At 73.9% G+C, this 19,511-nt stretch carries 16 protein-coding genes; 13 read left to right on the top strand and 3 right to left on the bottom strand.

Translation table 11 applies throughout. From position 1 onward, the window contains the following. Positions 1 to 9: 9 nt before the first annotated feature. The 12 genes from UO65_RS01020 (at position 10) to UO65_RS00965 (ending at position 12,181) form a co-directional block, all read left to right on the top strand. Positions 10 to 285, top strand: coding sequence for an acyl carrier protein (locus UO65_RS01020; RefSeq protein WP_035277737.1), 276 nt, complete (start codon positions 10 to 12; stop codon positions 283 to 285). Beyond that, positions 285 to 3,317 carry a type I polyketide synthase gene (locus UO65_RS01015; protein WP_052020362.1) on the top strand — a complete coding sequence of 1,011 codons (3,033 nt, stop codon included), beginning with the start codon at positions 285 to 287 and terminating at the stop codon, positions 3,315 to 3,317. The genes UO65_RS01020 and UO65_RS01015 overlap by 1 nt, the downstream gene beginning before the upstream one ends. Then, positions 3,314 to 4,333, top strand: coding sequence for a 3-oxoacyl-ACP synthase III family protein (locus UO65_RS01010; protein WP_035277734.1), 1,020 nt, complete (start codon positions 3,314 to 3,316; stop codon positions 4,331 to 4,333). The genes UO65_RS01015 and UO65_RS01010 overlap by 4 nt, the downstream gene beginning before the upstream one ends. Further along, entirely contained in the window at positions 4,330 to 6,183 is a 1,854-nt protein-coding gene (locus UO65_RS01005) for an HAD-IIIC family phosphatase (RefSeq protein ID WP_035277733.1), read from the top strand. The genes UO65_RS01010 and UO65_RS01005 overlap by 4 nt, the downstream gene beginning before the upstream one ends. Positions 6,184 to 6,194: 11 nt before the next feature. Continuing rightward, complete coding sequence (locus tag UO65_RS01000) at positions 6,195 to 6,428, top strand: acyl carrier protein (RefSeq protein ID WP_035277732.1); 234 nt, start codon at positions 6,195 to 6,197, stop codon at positions 6,426 to 6,428. Beyond that, complete coding sequence (locus tag UO65_RS38805; RefSeq protein ID WP_063935849.1) at positions 6,425 to 7,255, top strand: 2-oxo acid dehydrogenase subunit E2; 831 nt, start codon at positions 6,425 to 6,427, stop codon at positions 7,253 to 7,255. Before UO65_RS01000 ends, UO65_RS38805 begins: the two co-directional genes overlap by 4 nt. Continuing rightward, the gene (locus UO65_RS00990; protein ID WP_052020360.1) at positions 7,167 to 7,787 is read left to right on the top strand and encodes a 4'-phosphopantetheinyl transferase family protein; all 621 of its coding nucleotides are present in this window, start codon (positions 7,167 to 7,169) and stop codon (positions 7,785 to 7,787) included. The genes UO65_RS38805 and UO65_RS00990 overlap by 89 nt, the downstream gene beginning before the upstream one ends. After that, a complete protein-coding gene (locus tag UO65_RS00985; protein WP_152551913.1) occupies positions 7,784 to 8,878 on the top strand; it encodes an alpha/beta fold hydrolase in 1,095 nt (364 codons plus the stop codon). Before UO65_RS00990 ends, UO65_RS00985 begins: the two co-directional genes overlap by 4 nt. Then, positions 8,875 to 9,597, top strand: coding sequence for a thioesterase II family protein (locus UO65_RS00980; protein WP_052020357.1), 723 nt, complete (start codon positions 8,875 to 8,877; stop codon positions 9,595 to 9,597). Before UO65_RS00985 ends, UO65_RS00980 begins: the two co-directional genes overlap by 4 nt. 413 nt (positions 9,598 to 10,010) lie before the next feature. After that, complete coding sequence (locus UO65_RS00975; RefSeq protein WP_146241401.1) at positions 10,011 to 10,421, top strand: hypothetical protein; 411 nt, start codon at positions 10,011 to 10,013, stop codon at positions 10,419 to 10,421. Between the two features lie 348 nt (positions 10,422 to 10,769). Then, the gene (locus tag UO65_RS00970) at positions 10,770 to 11,720 is read left to right on the top strand and encodes a LysR family transcriptional regulator (RefSeq protein WP_035277728.1); all 951 of its coding nucleotides are present in this window, start codon (positions 10,770 to 10,772) and stop codon (positions 11,718 to 11,720) included. Positions 11,721 to 11,773: 53 nt separating this feature from the next. Beyond that, the gene (locus UO65_RS00965; protein WP_035277727.1) at positions 11,774 to 12,181 is read left to right on the top strand and encodes a VOC family protein; all 408 of its coding nucleotides are present in this window, start codon (positions 11,774 to 11,776) and stop codon (positions 12,179 to 12,181) included. A gap of 4 nt (positions 12,182 to 12,185) precedes the next feature. On the opposite strand, the gene UO65_RS00960 is transcribed toward UO65_RS00965, so the two are convergent. Then, positions 12,186 to 12,881, bottom strand: a complete 696-nt coding sequence (locus UO65_RS00960; RefSeq protein WP_035277726.1) for a DUF5710 domain-containing protein — start codon at positions 12,879 to 12,881, stop codon at positions 12,186 to 12,188. A gap of 232 nt (positions 12,882 to 13,113) precedes the next feature. Further along, entirely contained in the window at positions 13,114 to 14,886 is a 1,773-nt protein-coding gene (locus UO65_RS00955) for an ABC transporter ATP-binding protein (protein WP_035277725.1), read from the bottom strand. Positions 14,887 to 15,304: 418 nt separating this feature from the next. Between UO65_RS00955 and UO65_RS00950 the strand changes: the two genes are divergently transcribed. Beyond that, positions 15,305 to 18,334 carry a glycine--tRNA ligase gene (locus UO65_RS00950; RefSeq protein ID WP_233427391.1) on the top strand — a complete coding sequence of 1,010 codons (3,030 nt, stop codon included), beginning with the start codon at positions 15,305 to 15,307 and terminating at the stop codon, positions 18,332 to 18,334. Between the two features lie 78 nt (positions 18,335 to 18,412). Here UO65_RS00950 and UO65_RS00945 read toward each other — a convergent pair whose 3' ends face one another. Beyond that, positions 18,413 to 19,510: a winged helix DNA-binding domain-containing protein gene (locus tag UO65_RS00945; protein ID WP_035277723.1), complete on the bottom strand. Its 1,098-nt coding sequence runs from the start codon at positions 19,508 to 19,510 to the stop codon at positions 18,413 to 18,415. Between the last annotated feature and the right edge of the window lies 1 nt (position 19,511).

Raw genomic sequence — 19,511 nt, 5'->3', positions numbered from 1 at the left:
ACCCCGGACATGACCAGCACCGACACCACCACGAGCACCAGCACCACCGTCCCGGCCGACATCGCGCAGTGGCTCGCGGGCCGGGTGGCGTCCTACCTCGACACCGACGCCGCGACCATCGACCTGGACCTGCCGCTGGCCGAGTACGGCCTGGACTCGGTCTACGCGCTGAGCCTGTGCGGCGACATCGAGGACACCCTGGGCCTGGTCGTCGAGCCGACGCTGGCCTGGGACTACCCGACGGTCAACGCCATGGCCGAGTTCCTCCAGGCCGAGATCGCGTGATGGCGGGCGGACAGCAGGCTCCCCGGACGGCGGCGACCGCAGTGGTCGCCGACCCGATCGCCGTGGTCGGCATCGACTGCCGCTTCCCGGGCGCCGGTGACAAGGACGCGTTCTGGGACGTGCTGGTCCGCGGTGAGCACGGCATCTCCGAGGTGCCCGCGCAGCGGTGGGACAGCGCGGACTTCCACGACGAGGGCGGCGGCGCGGGCCGGGTGAACACCCGGTTCGCCGGGTTCATGTCCGACCCGGACACCTTCGACTTCGAGTTCTTCGGCATCTCCCCGCGCGAGGCCGCCGCGATGGACCCGCAGCAGCGGATGCTGTTGCAGGCGTCGTGGCGGGCGGTCGAGGACTCGGGGACGGACCCGACCGCCCTGGCCGGGAGCAGCACCGGGGTGTTCGTGGGCATGATGTCCAGCGAGTGGGCCACCCTGCACATGTCCGACTACGCCGGGCTGACCGCGCACCGCGGCTCCGGCAACGGCTACTGCATGGCGGCCAACCGCATCTCCTACCACCTGGACCTGCGGGGGCCGAGCACGGCGGTGGACACCGCCTGCTCGTCCTCGCTGGTCGCCACCCACCTGGCGTGCACCGCGATCCGGGCGGGCGACTGCGACTCGGCGATCGTCGCCGGGGTGAACCTGTTGCTCACCCCGGCGCTGTCGATCTTCTACACCCAGGCCGGGCTGTCCGCCCCGGATGGCCGCTGCAAGCCCTACAGCGGCGACGCGGTGGGCATCGGCCGCGGCGAGGGCGTCGGTGTGGTGGTGCTGCGGCGGCTGTCGGACGCGCTCGCCGACAAGCAGCCGATCTACGCCGTCATCGAGGGCAGCGCGGTCAACCAGGACGGGCGCAGCAACGGCATCACCGCGCCCAGCCGCTGGTCGCAGGAGCACGTGTTGACCGCCGCCTACGCCAAGGCCGGGATCACCCCGGGGGACCTGACCTTCGTCGAGGGCCACGGCACCGGCACCACCCTCGGCGACATGATCGAGATCAAGGCACTCGGCGCCGTGCACGCGGGGGCTGAGCGCAAGCAGCCACTGCTCCTGGGCTCGGTCAAGGGCAACATCGGCCACGCCGAGGGCGCCGCGGGCATCGCCGGGCTGATCAAGGCGTGCCTGGCGCTGGACAAACGGGTCCTGCCGCCCACGCTGCACGCCGACAGTGAGAGCCCGCAGCTCAAGCTGGCCGAGAACGGCATCCGGTTGGCCCGAGGGCCGGTCCGGCTGCCGCGCGGCACCGTGCGCGGCGCGGTGTCCAGCTTCGGCCTGGGCGGCACCAACGCCCACGTCGTGCTGGCCAGCGCGCCAGCGGTCCGCCGCCCGGTGGAGTCCGGCGGGGTCGGGGTGCTGACCGTGTCGGCCAACACCGTGGCCGGGTTGCAGCGCAACATCGCCGCCGTCGCCGAGACCGTGGACAGCGCGCCCGCGGATCGGTTGGGGCAGCTCTGCCACACCTCGAACCTGGTGAAGTCCTCGCTGCGGCAGCGCATCGCCATCGCGGTGACCTCCCCCGAGCAGGTGCGCGGGGAACTGCGCAGGCTGCTGCGCGACGCGGACGCGGTGGCCGAGCGCAGCAAGCGGCCCACCGGCAAGCCCAGGGTGGCGTTCCTGTTCACCGGCCAGGGCTCGCAGTACGCGGGCATGGGCCGGGCCCTGCACGAGCACTGCCCGCCGTTCCGCGCCCGGCTGGCCGAGGCGGACGCGGCGCTGCGCCCGCACCTGGGCTGCTCGATCACCGAGGTGGCCCTGCACGGCGCCGGGCACGACGGTCTCGACGTGGGCGAGACGGCGCTGACCCAGCCCGCCCTGTTCGCCCTCCAGTACGCGTTGGCCACCGCGCTCGGCGACCTGGGCCTGCGCCCGGACGCCGTGCTGGGGCACAGCGTCGGCGAGTTCGCCGCGGCCTGCGCGGCCGGGGTGCTGGCCCTCGACGAGGCCGCCGCGCTGGTGGCGGCCCGGGGCGCGCTGATGCAGGCGCTGCCCCGCGACGGCGCGATGATCGCGGTGCAGGCGGGCGAGGAGCGGGTGTCCGCGCTGCTCGCCGACGAGCCGCTGGTGTCGATCGCGGCGGTCAACGGCCCGGACAGCACCGTGGTCTCCGGGGCGGCCGAACCCGCCCGCCGGGTGGCCGCCGCGCTGGCCGCCGAGGGCGTCAAGACGACCGAGCTGGTGGTCTCGCACGCCTTCCACTCACCACTCATGGCCCCGGCCGCCGCCGGGTTCGCCGAGGCGGCGGGTCCGCTGCCGGTGCGCGCGTCGGCGGTGGCGTTCGCCTCCACCGTGCACGGCCGGTTCGTCGAGGGCGCCGAGCTGGACGCGGCGTACTGGTCGGCGCAGGTCACCGCCCCGGTCCGGTTCACCGCCGCGATGGCCGCGCTGCTCGACCGCGCGCCGACGCACCTGGTGGAGATCGGCCCGCGCGGGGTGCTCGTCGGCATGGCCGCGCGGGCGGGCCTGACCGGCGGCGCCAAGCGGTTGGTCCCGGTCCCCGGCGACACCGCCACCGGCGCCGAGTTCGCCGCGACCCTGGCCGCCCTCTACACCGACGGCCTGAACCCGAGCTGGGCCGCGCTCTACACCGAGGGCCAGCGCACCCCGCGCAGGCTGCCCGGCTACGTCTTCGCCGACGCCGAGCGGTTCTGGGCCAGCGCGGCCACCGTGCGTGGCACCGTCGCCTCGGTCGTCACCAAGGAGCAGCCGGGGATGCCCGAGGTCGGACAACCGCAGCCCGCGGCGCAGGCTCCCGCGCTGTCGGGCGACGTGCGGCCGGAGGTCCGCGCCGTGCTGGCGGTGGTGGCCGAGATCGGCGACTACGACCCGGCCGACCTGGCGCCGGAGGCGAAGCTGCACGAGGACCTGGGCTTCGACTCGATCATGGTCATGCAGTTGAGCGACCGGCTGACCGAGGTCCTGCGGCTGCCCGAACCCATCCCGGTGACCGAACTGCTCCCCCGCGTGACCACCGTCGGCGACCTGCTGGCGTTCGCGGGCGAGGTCTTAGGCGAACAGGAGAGGAACCGATGAGCACCGACGAGACCTTCGTGCTGTCGACCGGGTCGGCGCTGCCCGGCGACCCGATCGACAACACCGCCCTGGCCAAGCGGTTCGGCGTGAACGCGCAGTGGGTGGAGCTGTTCGTGGGCACCCGCACCCGGCACTTCGCCGTCGACCTGGGCACCGCCGAGCAGACCCACACCCTGGCCGACCTGGCCGCGGCGGCGGGCGCGCAGGCGATGAGCCGAGCGGGCCTGGAGCCGACCGACCTCGACTTCATCGTGCTGGCGACCGCCACCCCGGACACGCTGATGCCCGCCACGGTCAACGTCGTCGCCGACCGGCTGGGCGTGGACCAGGTGGCCACCTACCAGCTCCAGTCCGGCTGCGCGGGGGCCATCCAGGCGCTCGACGTCGGCCGCAAGCTGCTCGACGACGACCACCGAACCGGCCTGGTCATCGGCGGCGACGTGTGCGCCAAGCACCTGGTGCTCGACCGCGACACCACCGGCCAACCGCCCTCGGAGCTGATCAACTACGTGCTCTTCGGCGACGGCGCGGGCGCGGTCGTGCTCTCCGCCGACGCCGAGGGCGCCACCATGCGCCTGGACACCGTGCTCAACCGGTTCACCGGCCTGGGCCGCGACCCGGCGCAGGTCATCCACTGGTGGGGCGAGACCGGCCCGACCCCGGGCGTGCAGGCGGTCACCGAGGACTACAAGGCGATCGAGGAGCGGGTCCCGGGCATGGCCGTGGAGGTCCTGCACGAGCTGCTCGACCGGTGCGGGTGGGGCAAGGGCGAACTGTCGTTCCTGCTGCCGCCGCAGCTATCGGGGCGGATGACCCAGCGCATCGTCAAGGACCTCGCGGTCGACAGCGCCACCGAGGTCAGCGTGGTCGCCGACACCGGCAACAACGGCAACGCGCTGCCGTTCCTGCAACTGGACGCGCTGGCGCCGCAGATCCGCGCGGGCCAGCGGGCGGCGGCCGTGGCGATCGAGTCCAGCAAGTGGCTCAAGGGCGGCTTCACCCTGGAGGGGCTGTGAGTCTCGACCGAGTGAAGGAACTCTCCCGGGCCGGGAAGCTCGCGGAGAACTACGGCGAAGTTCCGTCGCTGCTGGCCGGGCTCGACGAGACCGGTCTGCGGCGGGCGGGGATGCTGCTGGCCCGAGTGGACGCCGCTGACGTCGACGGCGCCCGGTTCACCGTGGCGGTCGCCGGGTCCTCGGCTTTGCAGCCGCTGGAAGCGCCGCTGACCGCGCAGCTCGCCCGGCACGGGTTCGTCCCGGACGTGCGGCTGGGCGGGTACAAGCAGTACGGCATGGAGCTGCGCGACCCGGGTTCGCCGCTGTTCGACGTCGAGCCGGACCTGACCGTGTGCGTGCTGGACGCGGACGAGGTCTTCAAGCACCTCGACACCCCGTGGACCGCCGCCGACGTGCGCGACGCCCTCACCGAGCACGCCGAGCACATCGAGGCCCTGGTCACCGCCCACCGGGCCGACCACGCGGGCGCGCTGGTGCTGACCACGCTGCCGCTGCCCCGGCACTGGGCCGCGCAGCTCGTCGACCTGCGCTCGCGCGCCGAACTGGGCATCGCCTGGCGCGAGTTCGAGGCGCGACTGCTGCGGCTGGCCGTGGAGCACACCGGGGTGTTCGTGGTGGACATGGAACCGCTGGTCGGCGTCGCCGGTCCGCTGCTCGACCCCCGGCTGGCCGCCTACACCGGCGTCCAGTTCGCCGACGGCGTGCTGGCCGCGCTGGCCCGGGAGGTCGGCCACATCGCCAGGGCGCTGCGCGGCAAGACCAGCAAGGTGCTCGTCCTCGACCTGGACAACACCACCTGGGGTGGCGTCCTGGTCGAGGAGGGCCCGCTCGGCATCACCACCGGTGAGGGCCCGGTGGGCGAGGCGTTCACCGCCGTGCAGAAGGCCGCCAAGCAGCTCGCCTCCCAGGGTCCGCTGCTGGCCGTGTGCAGCAAGAACGACGAGGACAAGGTCCGGATCGCCTTCCGCGACAACCCGGACCTGACCCTGCGCGAGGACGACCTGGTGGCACTCGTCGCCAACTGGGGCGCCAAGCCGGACAACCTGCGCCAGATCGCCGAGCAGCTCAACCTGGGCATCGACAGCCTGGTCTTCATCGACGACTCCCCCAGCGAGCGCGGCCTGGTCGCGGCGAACCTGCCGCAGGTCCCGGTGATCGCCGTGGACGCCGACGAGCCCGCCCTGCACCTGCACCGGCTGCTCGCCGACGGCTGGTTCACCACCCAGCGGGTCACCGACGAGGACCGGGTGCGCGGCGAGCGCTACCGCACCGAGCGCAAGCGGATGGAGTTCCGCGAGCGCGCCGACTCCCTCGGCGACTACCTCGCCCAGCTCGGCACCACAGTGGAGCTGTTCGTGCCCGGTGAGGCCGAGGTGGGGCGGATCGCGCAGATCACCCAGCGCACCAACCAGTTCAACCTCACCACCATCCGGCTGGACGTGGCGGCGGTCACCGCCGCGCTGTCCGACCCGGACCGCGCGGTGTACGGGGTGCGCTGCGCGGACAAGTTCGGCGACCACGGCATCGTCGGCGCGGTGTTCACCAGCACCGAGGCCGACGGCGCGCGGCGGGTGGACAACTTCCTGCTGTCCTGCCGGGTGCTCGCCCGCGGCGTCGAGGACGCGGTCCTGCGCACCCTCCTGGCCCAGGCCAAGGCGGCAGGCGCACCAGCGCTGCACGCCGCCCACCGGCCGACCGCCAAGAACGGTGCGGTGGCCGACTTCTACGCCAAGAGCGGCTTTAGCGCGGTCGGGGAGCCTGGTGGCGGTTCGCGGGAGTTCACCCACGACCTGGCGGAGCTGCCGCCCCCGGTGCAGCACGTCGAGCTGAAGACACTCACGACCGTCTGAGGAGTTGCGCGATGACCGAGACCGACTTCGTCGAGCTGGTCGAGGCCGAGACCGGCCTGCCGCTGGACACCGCCGACCTGGCCACCGGGTTCGACGACCTGCCCGGGTGGGACTCGGTGCACCTGCTCAAGGTGCTCTCGGCGCTGGAGGCCGAGCACGGCATCACCCTGCGGATCGCCCAGTTGCTGGACGCGAAGTCGCTCGGCGACCTGCACGCGGCGGCCTGCGCCGCGGTCGCGGCGTGAGCACCCCGGAGATCGTGCCCGTCCCGGCGGCCCGCAGGCAGACGTTGCACTTCCTGCGGTTCGCCGGGGCGGCGGCCCCGGTCTACCTGGACACCGAGGTCGACGCCACCGCCCTCCTCGCGCACCGGCAGCTCGGACGCAAGTACTCGGTGGTCAGCTACGCGATGCTCGTCCTCGGCCGGGTGCTGCCGGGGTTCCCGGAGGCCAACGCGGCCTTCGCCGGGTCGCTGCGCCCGCGCACGGCCCGGCACGCCGCGGTGGACGTCAAGCTGACCCTGGACAAGCGGGTCGACGGGGTGCGCTCGGTCCTGTCGGTCGTGCTGCCCGACGTCGACGGCTGCACCCTCGACCACCTACAGAACGCCGTGGAGCGGCTGCGCGACACCCCGGTCGCGGACATCCGCGAACTCGACGGCGTGCGCAAGCTCCAGAAGCTGCCGATCCCCCTGGGCCGGTTGGCGTTCCGGCTGGCCAACGGCCTGTCCGGGCGGCACCGGCGGATGGGCACGGTGGCGCTGACCTCCCTCGGCCACGCCCCCGTCCACCGGTTCTTCTCCCACGGCGGCACCACGGTGACCATCGGGCTGGGGCGGATCACGCCCACACCCGTGGTCCGCGACGGCGAGGTCGTCGTCCGGCCGCTGCTGCCGCTGAGCCTGACCTTCGACCACCGGGTGATCGACGGGGCGATGGCCGCCGACCTGCTCGCCGCGCTCAAGACCGCGCTGGAGGACTGCGATGTCACCGGAGCCGCCACCCCTGCCGGGCACGTGGACGGCGTGGGCGCTGTCGAGCACGTGGCAGACCGCGAACCGCAACCGGCCTGAGCTGGCGAACCTGCTGGACGGGGAGTTCGACCGCCACCAGCGGGCGCGCGACGGCACGTTCCGGGACCGGCTGGTCGCCTCGCGCGCCTTCGCCAAGTGGTTCGCGTTCCGGGTGCTCGGGCACCCGGTGCGGTTGGTGAAGGACGCACGCGGCAAACCGGGCCTGGCAGACCAGGACGGGCAGCCGGTGCCCGGGGTCGACTTCAGCCTGGCGCACACCGGCGACGTGCTGGCGGTCGCGGTGTCGCGGGCGGGCCGGGTCGGGGTGGACGTGGAGGTGCGCGACCGGCCGGTCGACTCCCCCGCGTTCCGCGCCCGCGCCTGCCACCCGGCCGAGCCCACCGACGACCCGGTGCGGCTGTGGACGGTGAAGGAGGCCATCGCCAAGGCGCGCGGCGAGGGCCTGCTGCTCGACTTCCGCACCGTGCGCGCGGACCGCCCGCCGCCGGGCTGGCGGGTGCACACGGAGGTCGTCGCGGACCGCTACCGGCTCACGACGGCCTTGGGACCCTGGGAGAAGGAAACAGCGTGACGTCAACATTGTCCTATGTGGACGAGGTGGCCGACCTCGTCCTGCTGCACGCCCGGGCGCAGGGCATGACCCCCGCCCAGGCCCGCGCGATCCTCGCCGACGCCCGCCGCCTCGGCGACGACGCCCCCGGCTCCTGGTCGCACGCCTGGACCACGGCGGGCGACGCGGCCTTGGCTGCAGGCGATCCGCTCAACGCCTGCCGCCGCTACAACCTGGCCCGCTTCCCCTACCCGGACACCGACGGCCAGCGCGCGGCGGGCGCGGCCTGCGTGGCGGCGTTCGACGAGTGGCGCACCGGGGTGGGCGGCATCCAGCGGCGCGAGCTGGACGTCCTCGGCGCCAAGCTCCCGGTGTGGACCAGCGGCCTGGACACCACCGCGCGCAAACCGCTGCTGGTCATCATGGGCGGCATCGTCTCCATCAAGGAGCAGTGGGGCCAGTTCCTCACGGCGGCGGGCAGGCTCGGCATGGCCGTGGTCGTCACCGAGATGCCCGGTGTGGGTGAGAACCCGCTGCGCTACCGCCCGGACTCGCACCGGATGCTCTCGGCCCTGGCCGACGCGGTGGCCGAGCTGACGCCGTACCGGGACGTCTACGCGGTGGCCATGAGCTTCGGCGGCACCATGGCCCTGGGCTGGGCGGCCCGCGACCCGAGGGTGCGCGGCATCCTGACCGTGGGCGCCCCCGTGCGCTCGTTCTTCACCGACCCGCAGTGGTGGCAGCGGGTCCCCGAGACGACCAAGCGCACCCTGGCCCACGTCACCGGCCTGCCGCAGGAGGACCTGGCGGCGGAGCTGCCCGCGTACGCGCTCACCCGTGAGGAACTGGCGAACGTCCGCATCCCCGTGGGCTACGTGGTCAGCGCCCGCGACGAGATCGTCCCCTCCGCCGACAGCACCCTGCTCGCCGCCATCCTGCCGAACCTCGACCGGCTGCGCTTCGACGACGTGCACGGTTCCCCCGCGCACCTCACCGACACCAAGCTGTGGATCGTCCGGTCGCTGATCGCGTGGAGCCGGGGCACCGGCCCGGCCACCGCCGCCCTGGGCGCCGCGCTGCGCCTGCGCACCACCCTGAGGAGAGCCCGATGAGCCAGCGCCCCACCCTGGTCTGCTTCCACCACGCGGGCGGCACGGCGTCCACGTTCCGCGACTGGCGCAAGAACGCCCCCGACGACTTCGACATCCACCCGGTGCAGTTGCCGGGCCGGGAGAGCCGCATCGCCGAACCCCGCCACACCGACCTCGACACGCTCGTCGAGTCGCTGTTACCCGAGCTGGAACCGGTCCTCGCCGGACCGCACGTCCTCTTCGGGCACAGCATGGGCGCCCTCATCGCCTACCGCCTCGCCCAGCGCCGCCTCGAACTGGGCCTGCGCGACCCCGCCGCCCTCATCGTCGCCGCCTACGTCGCCCCGCACATCGAACCCATCCGCCTCGCCCTGGAGCAGCTATCGGACCTGGACCTGGCCAGGACCCTCTGCGACATCGACGGCATGCACCCGGAATTCCTCCGCCGCCCCGAGTGGCTCGGCCCCCTCTTGGCCGTGGTCAAGGACGACCTCCGCGTCTGCGCCAGCCACCCGGCCACCGCCGCCACCCCCCTCCCGATCCCCCTGCACGCCTTCGGCGCCACCCAGGACCCCCTGGTGACGATGGAGAAACTGGCCGCCTGGAGCGACCACACCACCGCCGAGTTCGGCCTCAGCTTCCTCCCCGGCGGCCACTTCATGGTCACCGCGAAGGACTCCGACCTCCGCGACCAGGTCTTCACCCTCACCCGCCGCCACACCCAGGTCCCCGTCGGCTGACCCCACCCGTGTCTGCGGGGGGTGCGCCAGCGGCCGGGGTGTGCCTGTTCGCCGCCCAGCTCTCTTCCACGCCGCGCGGCAGGCGGCGTACCTGCCTGCCCGCCATCACCCGCTGACCCGGGTGGCGCCTACCCGGGTCGACGTCCACCGGAAGCGGGACGCCCGATTCGGAGGAATTCGACCAACCCGAACCATCCGGGTGACGATTCCCCGAATGCGCACCCCCTCGCCAGTCGGCCGTCACGCACCGCGAAATGGGACCTTGTACCTCATCCTTCCGAGACGGGGACCCGGAAAATCCCGTTTGAAACCCACACGCTCAGCGCAGCCCGGCCGGATGATCCACTCGTCGGCGGGCGTGCTTCTTGGTAGGTCTTGAACAGCGATCCCGACCACCGAGAAAGGCCCGCCACATGAGTCGTAAGGCCACCCGGCTCGCCGCCGCTCTCGCCGCAGCGACCGTCGTGTCCCTGGCCGGTGTCTCCGTCGCGCTCGCCACGGCAGCGCCCGAGGACCCGATCCCCACGGCATCCGACCGCGCCGCGCCGACGTCCAGTTCCACCCCGCCGTCGTCGTTCCCGCCGAGCTGCACCACCTCCACCCAACCGTCCGATGACGACGACGAGGAGGACGAGGAGAACCGGATGGGCGCGGCGGCGGCGGTGGAAGAGGCCGCCCCGGTCCGGCTCACCGAGCGCCCGCGAGCCGCTGAGGTCGAGCGGGTGGAACCCACCGAGGAACCGAGCGAGACCTCGTCCTCCTCGGCGACGCAGTGCCCGTCCTCCACCACCAGGCCCACCAGCACGGAGGACCGTGCCGGGTGAGTACCGGCAGGCGCCCCGGACACCGCTCGGGGAGACCGAGACGCTTCCGGCCCACAACGGCCGGTCGGGCGGAGCCGCAGGCACTCCGCTCGACCGGCCGTTGCGCTGTCCACTCGGGATTCGACCTCCGCCCGACGGCCCGCCTCGTCAACCCTGGTTGACCGTGGCCGTGTTCCAAGAGCCTGGGATCTTCGGGGTGTGCCCTGGTGGGGTGGACCCGTAGCCGGACTGGCGGTCGGCGGCTGCGCCGGTGGGGTTCTTGGCGGCTGGTTGCCGCCTGCCCGGCTGTGCCGTCGGAACACCCACCGAACCCCCGGCCCTGGACAGGGCACGGCCTAGGGTGGGCTGATGGAGTTGCGCCACCTCCGCTACGCCGTGGCGGTCGCCGAGCACGGGCACTTCGGGCGGGCGGCCGAGGCGCTCGGGATCGCCCAGCCCCCGCTGTCGCGGCAGATCGCCGCGTTGGAGCGGGAGTTGGGGGTGGTGCTGTTCGAGCGGGTGGCGCGCGGGGCGAGGACCACTGCGGCAGGGGCGGTGTTCGTCGGGCGGGCGCGGCGGGTGCTCGGGGAGGTCGACGCCGGGGCCGCCGAGGCGCGGCGGGCCGCCCGGGGGGAGGTGGGGCACCTGCGGGTGGTGTTCATCGGCTCGGCGCTGCTGGAGCTGCTGCCGTCCCTGCTCGCCCGGTTCCGCGGCGGGCACCCGGCGGTCACCCTGGACTTGGAGGAGGCGTCGACGCGGCGCGGAGGTGCGGCGCTGCTCGGTGGGGAGGCCGACGTCGCCATCACCCGGGGGGCGCCGCGCGGCAAGGGGGCGGAGGGGCTTTCGGCGATCCCGGTGGCGCACGACCACCTGATCGCGGTGTGCGGCCTGGCCCACCCCTTCAGCGGGCAGCGCCGGGTGGACCTCGACCAGCTCCGCGCCCAACCGCTGATCGCCGCGCCGGACGCCGAGGAACCCGCCACCGCGCACGCGATCCGCTCCCTGCTCGACGACGCGCGCCGCGCCCCGGCCACCGTCACCCGGGCCCGTGACGTGCACACCACCGTCGGCCTGGCCGCCTGCGGGGTCGGCATCGGGCTGCTGCCCTCGTGCGCTCGCGCGGCGGCCCGCGCGGACACCTGGGTCCTGGAGGTCGAACCGGCGCTGCCCCTGCCCGACCTGGTGCTCAGCTTCCGGGCCGACGACCGCTCCCCCGTCCTCGACGCGTTCCTGGCCACGGTCGCCGTGCACTGCCCCGACACCGGCAGGCACCTCGAACGCCTCGGCCGCCCCCATACCCGGGAGGTATCGGAGCAGTAGCCGCTCCGGTATCGGGGCGGACGGGCGTGGGTGGTTCGCGATCGGGTGTGACCATGACCGACGCACCGCAGAAGATCACCGTCCTCAAGACCTACGCCCGCGTGTTCGTCGACGACCTCGACACCTCCCTTCCGGTGTTCGAGCACGTCGTCGGGCGCCCCGCCGACCTGCGCTTCCCCTTCGAGGACGCCGAACTCGCCGCCGTGGGCGACGTCCTGCTGATCGCCGCGCCCGCCGCCGACCTGCCCCGCTACCGCGAGAGCCACGGGCCGCTCGTCGTCGAGGACGTCGAGACCGCCCGGCGGGTCCTGCTCGACCTCGGTGCCACCACCGTGAGCCGCTTCGAGTCGGCGACCGGCTTCGGGTACCACCTGCGCCACCCCGACGGCGTGGTGGTGGAGTACGTCCAGTGGAACCCGGACCTGGTCGCCCGCATCGTCCACCGCGCCGCGACCGGGTGAGCGCTCAGCCCCGCCCGAGCGCGTCGCCCGCCGCGCGGGAGCGGGCCGCCGGGTCCGGCGGGGGTACGACGGTGACTCCCGCACCGGTCAGGATGTCCAGGTCCAGCGACCAGTGGGTGCGGGACCGCTGGTCCCAGGTGGCGAACGCCTCGCGCACGTGCTGTTCGGCCCGCGGCCGGGAGAAGCCGGTGACCGACATGAGGTGCGCGAGCGCCACGCCGTCGGTTCCCCTGACCTGGGCCAGCCCGAAGTGGGTGGTGCGGTGGCAGTCGGTGCACAGGCAGATCAGGCGGCGCAGGGACTGCACCCGCCGGTCGGGGTCGTAGGACCAGCGTTCGTGGACCTCCAGCCAGCGCTGTTCCGCCCTGGCCTCCGGGCGGGCGCAGACCTCGCAGCGCTGCCCGGCGCGGCGGGTGACCATCCGGCGCAGCCGCTCCCAGTCGCGGGGGTCGACGCAGGAGCGGACGTTGGTGAACCAGCACGAACTCGGCACCAGGTCGACGAACAGGCCCGCGCCGAACCCCCGGTCCTCGCCGGGCAGCAGGTCGGGGACGTCGGGCAGCGCCTCCCAGCGGCTCAGGCCCGGCACCCCCGCGCGGGGGGCGTACCACCGCTTGGCCGCCGGGTCCCACCGCGCGCCCTCGGACTTCGCCTCGTCCTTGTCGCGGTAGGGGACGTCGAGCCAGACGCGTTCAGCCAACGCCGCCGCCTCCCGTGGTGTGCCGAGCGCACCCCAGGTTAGCGAGCACCCGCGCGGCGGGGATGTCCGCGGGGGTGCCTGCCCGCACCCCCCTCGGGCAGACACCCCCGCGGACCGCGCCCGTCCACCCACGGAAAGTCCTCGCCACTGACCACACCACAGACCGCGGCCCGACTCCACCGGAATTCAGGTTCTCGCGTCACGTCAAACAGCACACCCACCGCTCCGGGGGTCAGCCCACACCCGCCAGGCCCGTGGGCTCGGGATCGGCGGGGACGAGCATCTGGGTCGCCGCCAGCTCGCGGTAGAGCGGGTCGGTGCGCACCAGTTCCCGGTGGGTGCCCTGGGCCCGGATCTGGCCGTGCTCCAGGACGATGATCTGGTCGGCGCCGGTGACCGTGGACAGCCGGTGGGCGATCAGCAGCACCGTGCACCGGCGGGCCGCCTGGTCGACGACCTCGCCGAGGGCGTGCTCGTTGCGCGCGTCGAGCTGCGCGGTGGCCTCGTCGAGCAGCAGCACCCCCGGCTTGCGCAGCAGCGCGCGGGCGATGGCCAACCGCTGCCGCTCACCGCCGGAGAGGGTGACCCCGCGGGCGCCGACCTCGGTGTCGAGGCCGTGCTCCAGCCGGTCGACGAAGGTGTCGAGCCGGGTCACCCGCAGCACCTCGGTGATCTCGGCGGCGGAGGCGTCCGGGGCCGCGTAGAGCAGGTTGGCCCGGATGGTCCCCGCCATCACCGGCGCGTCCTGCTCGACGTAGGCGATGCGCCTGCGCACCTCGGCGCGCGGCAGGGTGGCGATGTCCACGCCGTCGATGCGGATCGCACCCGCCGTGGGCTCGTAGAACCGCTGCAACAGGGCGAACATGGTGGTCTTGCCCGCCCCGGACAGCCCGACCAGCGCCGTCTTGGTCCCCGGCGGCACGGTGTAGGACACGCCGCGCAGCGCAGGCCCGCGACCGGGGTAGGCGAACTCCACCCGGTCGAACTCGACCAGCGGCGCGGCCCCGGCCACCGCCTCGACCTCGACGTCCACGTCGGTCTCGATGGGCATCCTGGCCACCTCGTCGATCCGGGTGACGGCACCGAGCCCCTGTTGCAGGGTGCCCAGGCCACCGGCCAGGGACGCCAGCGGACCGGTGAGGTAGAAGACGTAGAGCAGGAAGGCGATCAGCGCCGGGGCCGACATGTCCCCGGAGGCCACCAGGGCGCCGCCGACCCCCAGCACCGCGAGGAACGCCGCCTGGATGGCCACCCCGGACAGCACCTTCACCACGGCGACGTACCGGGCACCGACCAGACCAGCCCGGTAGGCCTGCTCCACCGCGGCGTTGGCGGTCTCGGTCTCCCTGGCCTCGGCCCCGTTGGCCTTGACGGTCCTGGACGCGCCCAGCGTCCGGTCCAGTGCCGCGCCGATCGCGCCCACGGACTCCTGGGCGCGCGCCACCGCGGCCCGGATGCGCGGCAGGACCAACCCGAGCAGGACTGCCACGACCAGGATCACCGACGCGGTGACCCCCAGCAGCACGATGTTGACCACGCCCATCAGCACGACGGCCCCGAGCGTCATCAGGATGCCGTTGGCCACCTGCACCAGCCCCTCGGTGGCGGCGTTCTGCACGAGGGTGCTGTCGGAGGTGATGCGGGCGGTGAGGTCACCGGGCGGACGGCGGTCGAGTTCGGGAACCCGCAGCCGGATCAGGCGGAACACCAGGTCCTGCCGCACGTGGCGGACCACCCGCTCGGCGGTCCGCTGCTGCCACCAGGACTGCACGCCGGTCAGCACCGCCCCCGCCACCACCAGCGCCGCCAGGAACAGCACCCACGGCAGCACGGCCCCCTCGGTGCCGAGGGACTCCAGCACGTGCTGGGCGACGAGGGGCTGGACCAGCCCCGCGGCCCCCGCGACGAGGACCAGGAGCAGGCTGCCGAGCAGGACCGCGCGGTGGGGGCGGGCGTAGCCGACCAGGACGCTGAGGGCGGACGGGCTGTCGGTGCGGGTGGTCACTGTGGTCCTCGGGGTGAGTGAGGTCGGTGGGCGGGTTGCCCGCTGAGTGCGGCCGAGGGGCTCGATCGGCCGGGCGCTCGGGGTGGCCGGGCCGTCGGGCCGGACGGGGAACCCCGCACCACCCAATGTGGCACAGGATCTCCGCACCCGGCCACGTCGATTCGCCCGGCCGGGCGAGGACCGGTGGCGGTGCCCGGATGGGGCGAGGTCCGCCGGGTCGTGGCGTTGCGCGCGGTGATGCCCGCGGGAACCGGGTCCTCCGATGCGGTGACGCCGGTTGTCCCCGGTCGGGGCGGTGGCGACCAGCTCGGGCGCGGCAGCGGCGGGCGCCGGGAGGCGATCCGCCACGTGGCAGAATGCCGTTCCTGAATGAACCGAGAGGTTCAACCGACCAGGTCGTACGAGGGGTTCGGAACCGGTGACCGACAGCAGCGAGCACGACGTCCGGGTGGACAGCACCAACAGCGCGCCGACGATGCAGGACGCGCTGCTGGCACTGCAGCGCTACTGGACCGAGCGAGGTTGCCTGGTGACCCAGCCGTTCAACACCGAGGTCGGCGCCGGGACCGCGAACCCGGCCACCATGCTGCGGGTGCTCGGCCCCGAGCCGTGGCGGGTCGGCTACGTCGAGCCCAGCGTCCGCCCGGACGACTCCCGCTACGGCGAGAACCCCAACCGGTTGCAGACCCACACCCAGTTCCAGGTGATCCTCAAGCCCGACCCGGGCAACCCGCAGGAGCTGTACCTGGGCAGCCTGGAGGCGCTCGGCGTCGACATCCGCGCCCACGACATCCGCTTCGTCGAGGACAACTGGGCCTCCCCCGCGCTCGGCTCCTGGGGCCTGGGCTGGGAGGTGTGGCTCGACGGGTTGGAGATCACCCAGTTCACCTACTTCCAGCAGGCGGGCGGCCTGGTGCTGGACCCGGTGTCGGTGGAGATCACCTACGGGCTCGAGCGCATCCTGATGGCGTTGCAGGGCGTGGCCCACTTCAAGGACATCGCCTACGCCGACGGCATCTCCTACGGGGAGATCTTCGGGCAGGCCGAGTACGAGATGAGCCGCTACTACCTCGACGACGCCGACGTCGAGGCCACCAAGCGGATGTTCGACGAGTACGCCGCCGAGGCGGGCAGGCTGCTCGACGCGCGCCTGCCGGTGCCCGCGTACGTGCAGGTCCTCAAGTGCAGCCACGCGTTCAACGTGCTCGACGCGCGCGGGGCGATCAGCACCACCGAGCGGGCCAAGGCGTTCGGGCAGATGCGCACCCTGACCCGCCGCGCCGCCCAGCTCTGGGCCGAGCGCAGGCAGGAGCTGGAGCACCCGCTGGGCGTGGTCGCGCCACTGGCGTCCGCCTCGGTGCCCGCGCCGCTGCCGGAGGTCGACGCGCCCGCCACCCTGCTGTTCGAGATCGGCGTCGAGGAGATGCCGCACTCGGACGTGACCGCCACCGCGACCTGGGTGCGCGAGGTGCTGGCGGGCAAGCTGGCCGCCACCCGGCTCGGCCACGGCGAGATCAGCGGGTACGCCACCCCGCGCCGCATCATCGCCCTGGTGCGGGACGTGCAGCCCGCCGAGCCCGACGCCGAGCGCACCGTGCGCGGCCCGCGCGTCACCGCCGCCTACGACGCCGACGGCAACCCGACCAAGGCCGCGCAGGGCTTCGCCCGCGGCCAGGGCGTCGACCCCGCCGACCTGGTGCGGGTGGACGTCGACGGCGTGGAGCACGTCGCGGTCGTCCGCACCGACGTGGGCCGGGGCGCGATGACCGTGCTCAGCGACGTGCTCGCCCAGGTGGTCACCGAGCTGCGCGCGGAGAAGAACATGCGCTGGCGCGACCCGGGCCTGTCGTTCAGCCGCCCGGTCCGGTACCTGCTGGCGATGCTGGGCGAGGCGGAGCTGCCGGTGGCGGTGTCGTCGCTGCGCAGCGGCACCACCACCCGCGTGCACCGCACCGCCGCCGACCCGGAGGTCCGCGTCCCGTCGGCCGAGGGCTACCTGGAGTTCCTGGCGGGGCACGGCATCGTCGCCGACGCCGGGCAGCGCCGGGAGCGCATCGTCGCCGACGCGGCCGAGCTGGCGGCCACCGTCGGCGGCACGGTCGACACCACCGCCGAGGCCGCCCTGGTCGACGAGGTCACCAACCTGGTCGAGGAACCCAACACCATCCTCGGCTCCTTCGACGAGCGGTACCTGGACCTGCCGGAGCAGATCCTCACCACGGTCATGCGCAAGCACCAGCGCTACCTGCCGGTGCGCGGCGCGGACGGCCTGCTCCCGCACTTCGTGGCCGTCGCCAACGGCGACTGCGACCGGGACCTGGTCCGCGCGGGCAACGAGGCGGTGCTGCGGGCGCGCTACGAGGACGCGGCCTTCTTCTGGCGCGCCGACCTCAAGATCGCCCCGGAGCAGCACCGCCTGGGCCTGGTCAAGCTGACCTTCGAGGAGCGCCTCGGCTCGGTGGCCGACCGCGCCGACCGCATCGCCGCCGTGGCGGGCACCCTGGCCGAGCTGGCCGGGCTGTCCACCGAGGACCGGACCACGGTGGAGCGGGCGGGCGCCCTGGCGAAGTTCGACCTGGCATCGCACATGGTCGTCGAGCTGTCCAGCCTGGCGGGCACCATGGCCCGCGAGTACGCCGCCCGCGCGGGTGAGACCCCCGAGGTCGCCCGGGCCCTGGCGGAGATGGAGCAGCCCCGCAGCGCGTCGGACACGCCCCCGGAGAGCACGGCGGGCGCGGTCCTGGCCCTGGCCGACCGGTTCGACCTGCTCGCGGGCCTGTTCGCCATCGGCGCCACCCCCACCGGCAGCTCCGACCCGTTCGGCCTGCGCCGCGCGGCGGGCGGTGTCGTCACCATCCTCCGCGCCACCCCCGCCGCCGCCGCCATCACCCTCACCGAGGGCCTGGCCGCCGCTGCCGCCCGCATCACCGCCCACGGCGTGGAACTGGAGGAGGACGCCCTGGCCGACGCCAGGGAGTTCACCATCCGCCGCTACGAGCAGCAACTCCTCGACGCGGGCCACGAGCACAACCTCGTGCAGGCGGTCCTCCCCCTCGCCGACGCCCCCGCCACCGCCGACACCACCCTGGCGGAACTGGAGAAGCGCGTCGGCGACGAGGACTTCGCCGCCCTCACCGCCGTCCTCCAGCGCGCCCGTCGCATCGTCCCCGTCGGGACCCCGGCGCAGTACGACGCGGGCGACCTGGTCGAACCGGCGGAACTGGCCCTGCACGAGGTGGTCACCGCCGTCGCCGCCCGCCTGGCGGGCCGCCCCCGCGACCTGGCCGACTTCACCACCCTGGCCGCCCCCCTGGTCACCCCGGTCAACGACTTCTTCGACGGGGTCATGGTGATGGCCGAGGACGAACGCCTCCGCGCCGCCCGGCTGGGTCTGCTGGCCACCATCACCGCCCTGGCCGAGGGCGTGGTGGACTGGAAGGCGCTGTAGCCGGTCCGAGGCGGCACCCGGAGATCGGGTGCCGCCTCGCCCGGGGACCGGGTGTCCACCGTGCACCGCTCGTGGCGCTCAGCGGGCCGGATCGGCGATCCGGACGCGATCGCTCTCCTTGTCGGACAGGAACACCGCGAGTTCCTGCCCCTCTTCGGTGACCGCGTCCCGTTCAGCCCGCGAGAAGCGGCGCAGCGGGGCGACGACCACCGTGCCCGCCTCCACGGTCCAGGTCCCGGCGACCCGCCCGTCCACCAGGACCGCCCGCTCCCCCGCCACCGACAGGCCGCGGTGAGCGGTGTCCACGATGCGACCGCGGTCGTCGTAGCCGAGGAGTGCGTTGTCGAACGCGGGCAGGAACCGCGCCGGGGCCGGGGTGTCCGGGTCGGGGCGCGGGGCGTCGGCGAGATCCAGCAGTTCCCGGCCGCGCTCGTCACGAAAGGTGACCAGCTCCCCACGAAGGGCCGTCACCGCGGCCGGAAGACCCGCGAGACCGCTCCAGGCCCGCACGTCGGCCGTGGCAGCAGGCCCGAAAGCGGCCAGGTAGCGCCGGACCAGGGCTTGACCGACGAGGTCAGGACCATCCCCCGCCGGGTCGACCGCGCGCCCCAGCCAGGTGGACATCGGCGCGTACCGGGCGCCCGCCCGCACCCGCCACAGGCCGCGCGGCGGCAGTTGCACCACCGGGATGAGGGCGGCGACCAGCGCCTCCCCCAGCGGCCGGGGGCCCGCGGCGGGCCAGCGCTCGACCACCGCCCTGGCGAGGTCGCCCATCGAGCGGGGTTCGCCGTCGGCGAGGACCGCGCGGCCCGCCGCCGCGAGCGCGTCGAGGTCGACCCCGGCGAGTTCGCGGCGGTAGGCGCCGAGCACCCGTTGGAGCAGCATGGCGTCGTGGCGGGTGCGCCAGGCCAGGGCGTCCGCCGCGGTCACCAGGTGGACGGTGCGGCGCATGAGGTGGGTGCGCACCACCTGCCGCCCGGTCAGCAGGTCCGAGAGCGCAGCCGGGTCGAACCCGCGCAGCCGGGACCACAGCCCGGTGAACGGTTCCTGCGGTTCCTGCGCCTGCACCCCGCCGAGGTGCGCGACGGCGTCGAGGGCGGGCACGTCGGCGCGGTCGAGCAGCAGTTGCCTGGCGAGCGTGGCCCGGTTGAGCGCCCGGGTTTCCAACACGGTCATC

This window comes from Actinokineospora spheciospongiae, from assembly GCF_000564855.1.
Lineage (GTDB): Bacteria > Actinomycetota > Actinomycetes > Mycobacteriales > Pseudonocardiaceae > Actinokineospora > Actinokineospora spheciospongiae.
This window is presented reverse-complemented; position numbering and strand designations above follow the sequence as displayed.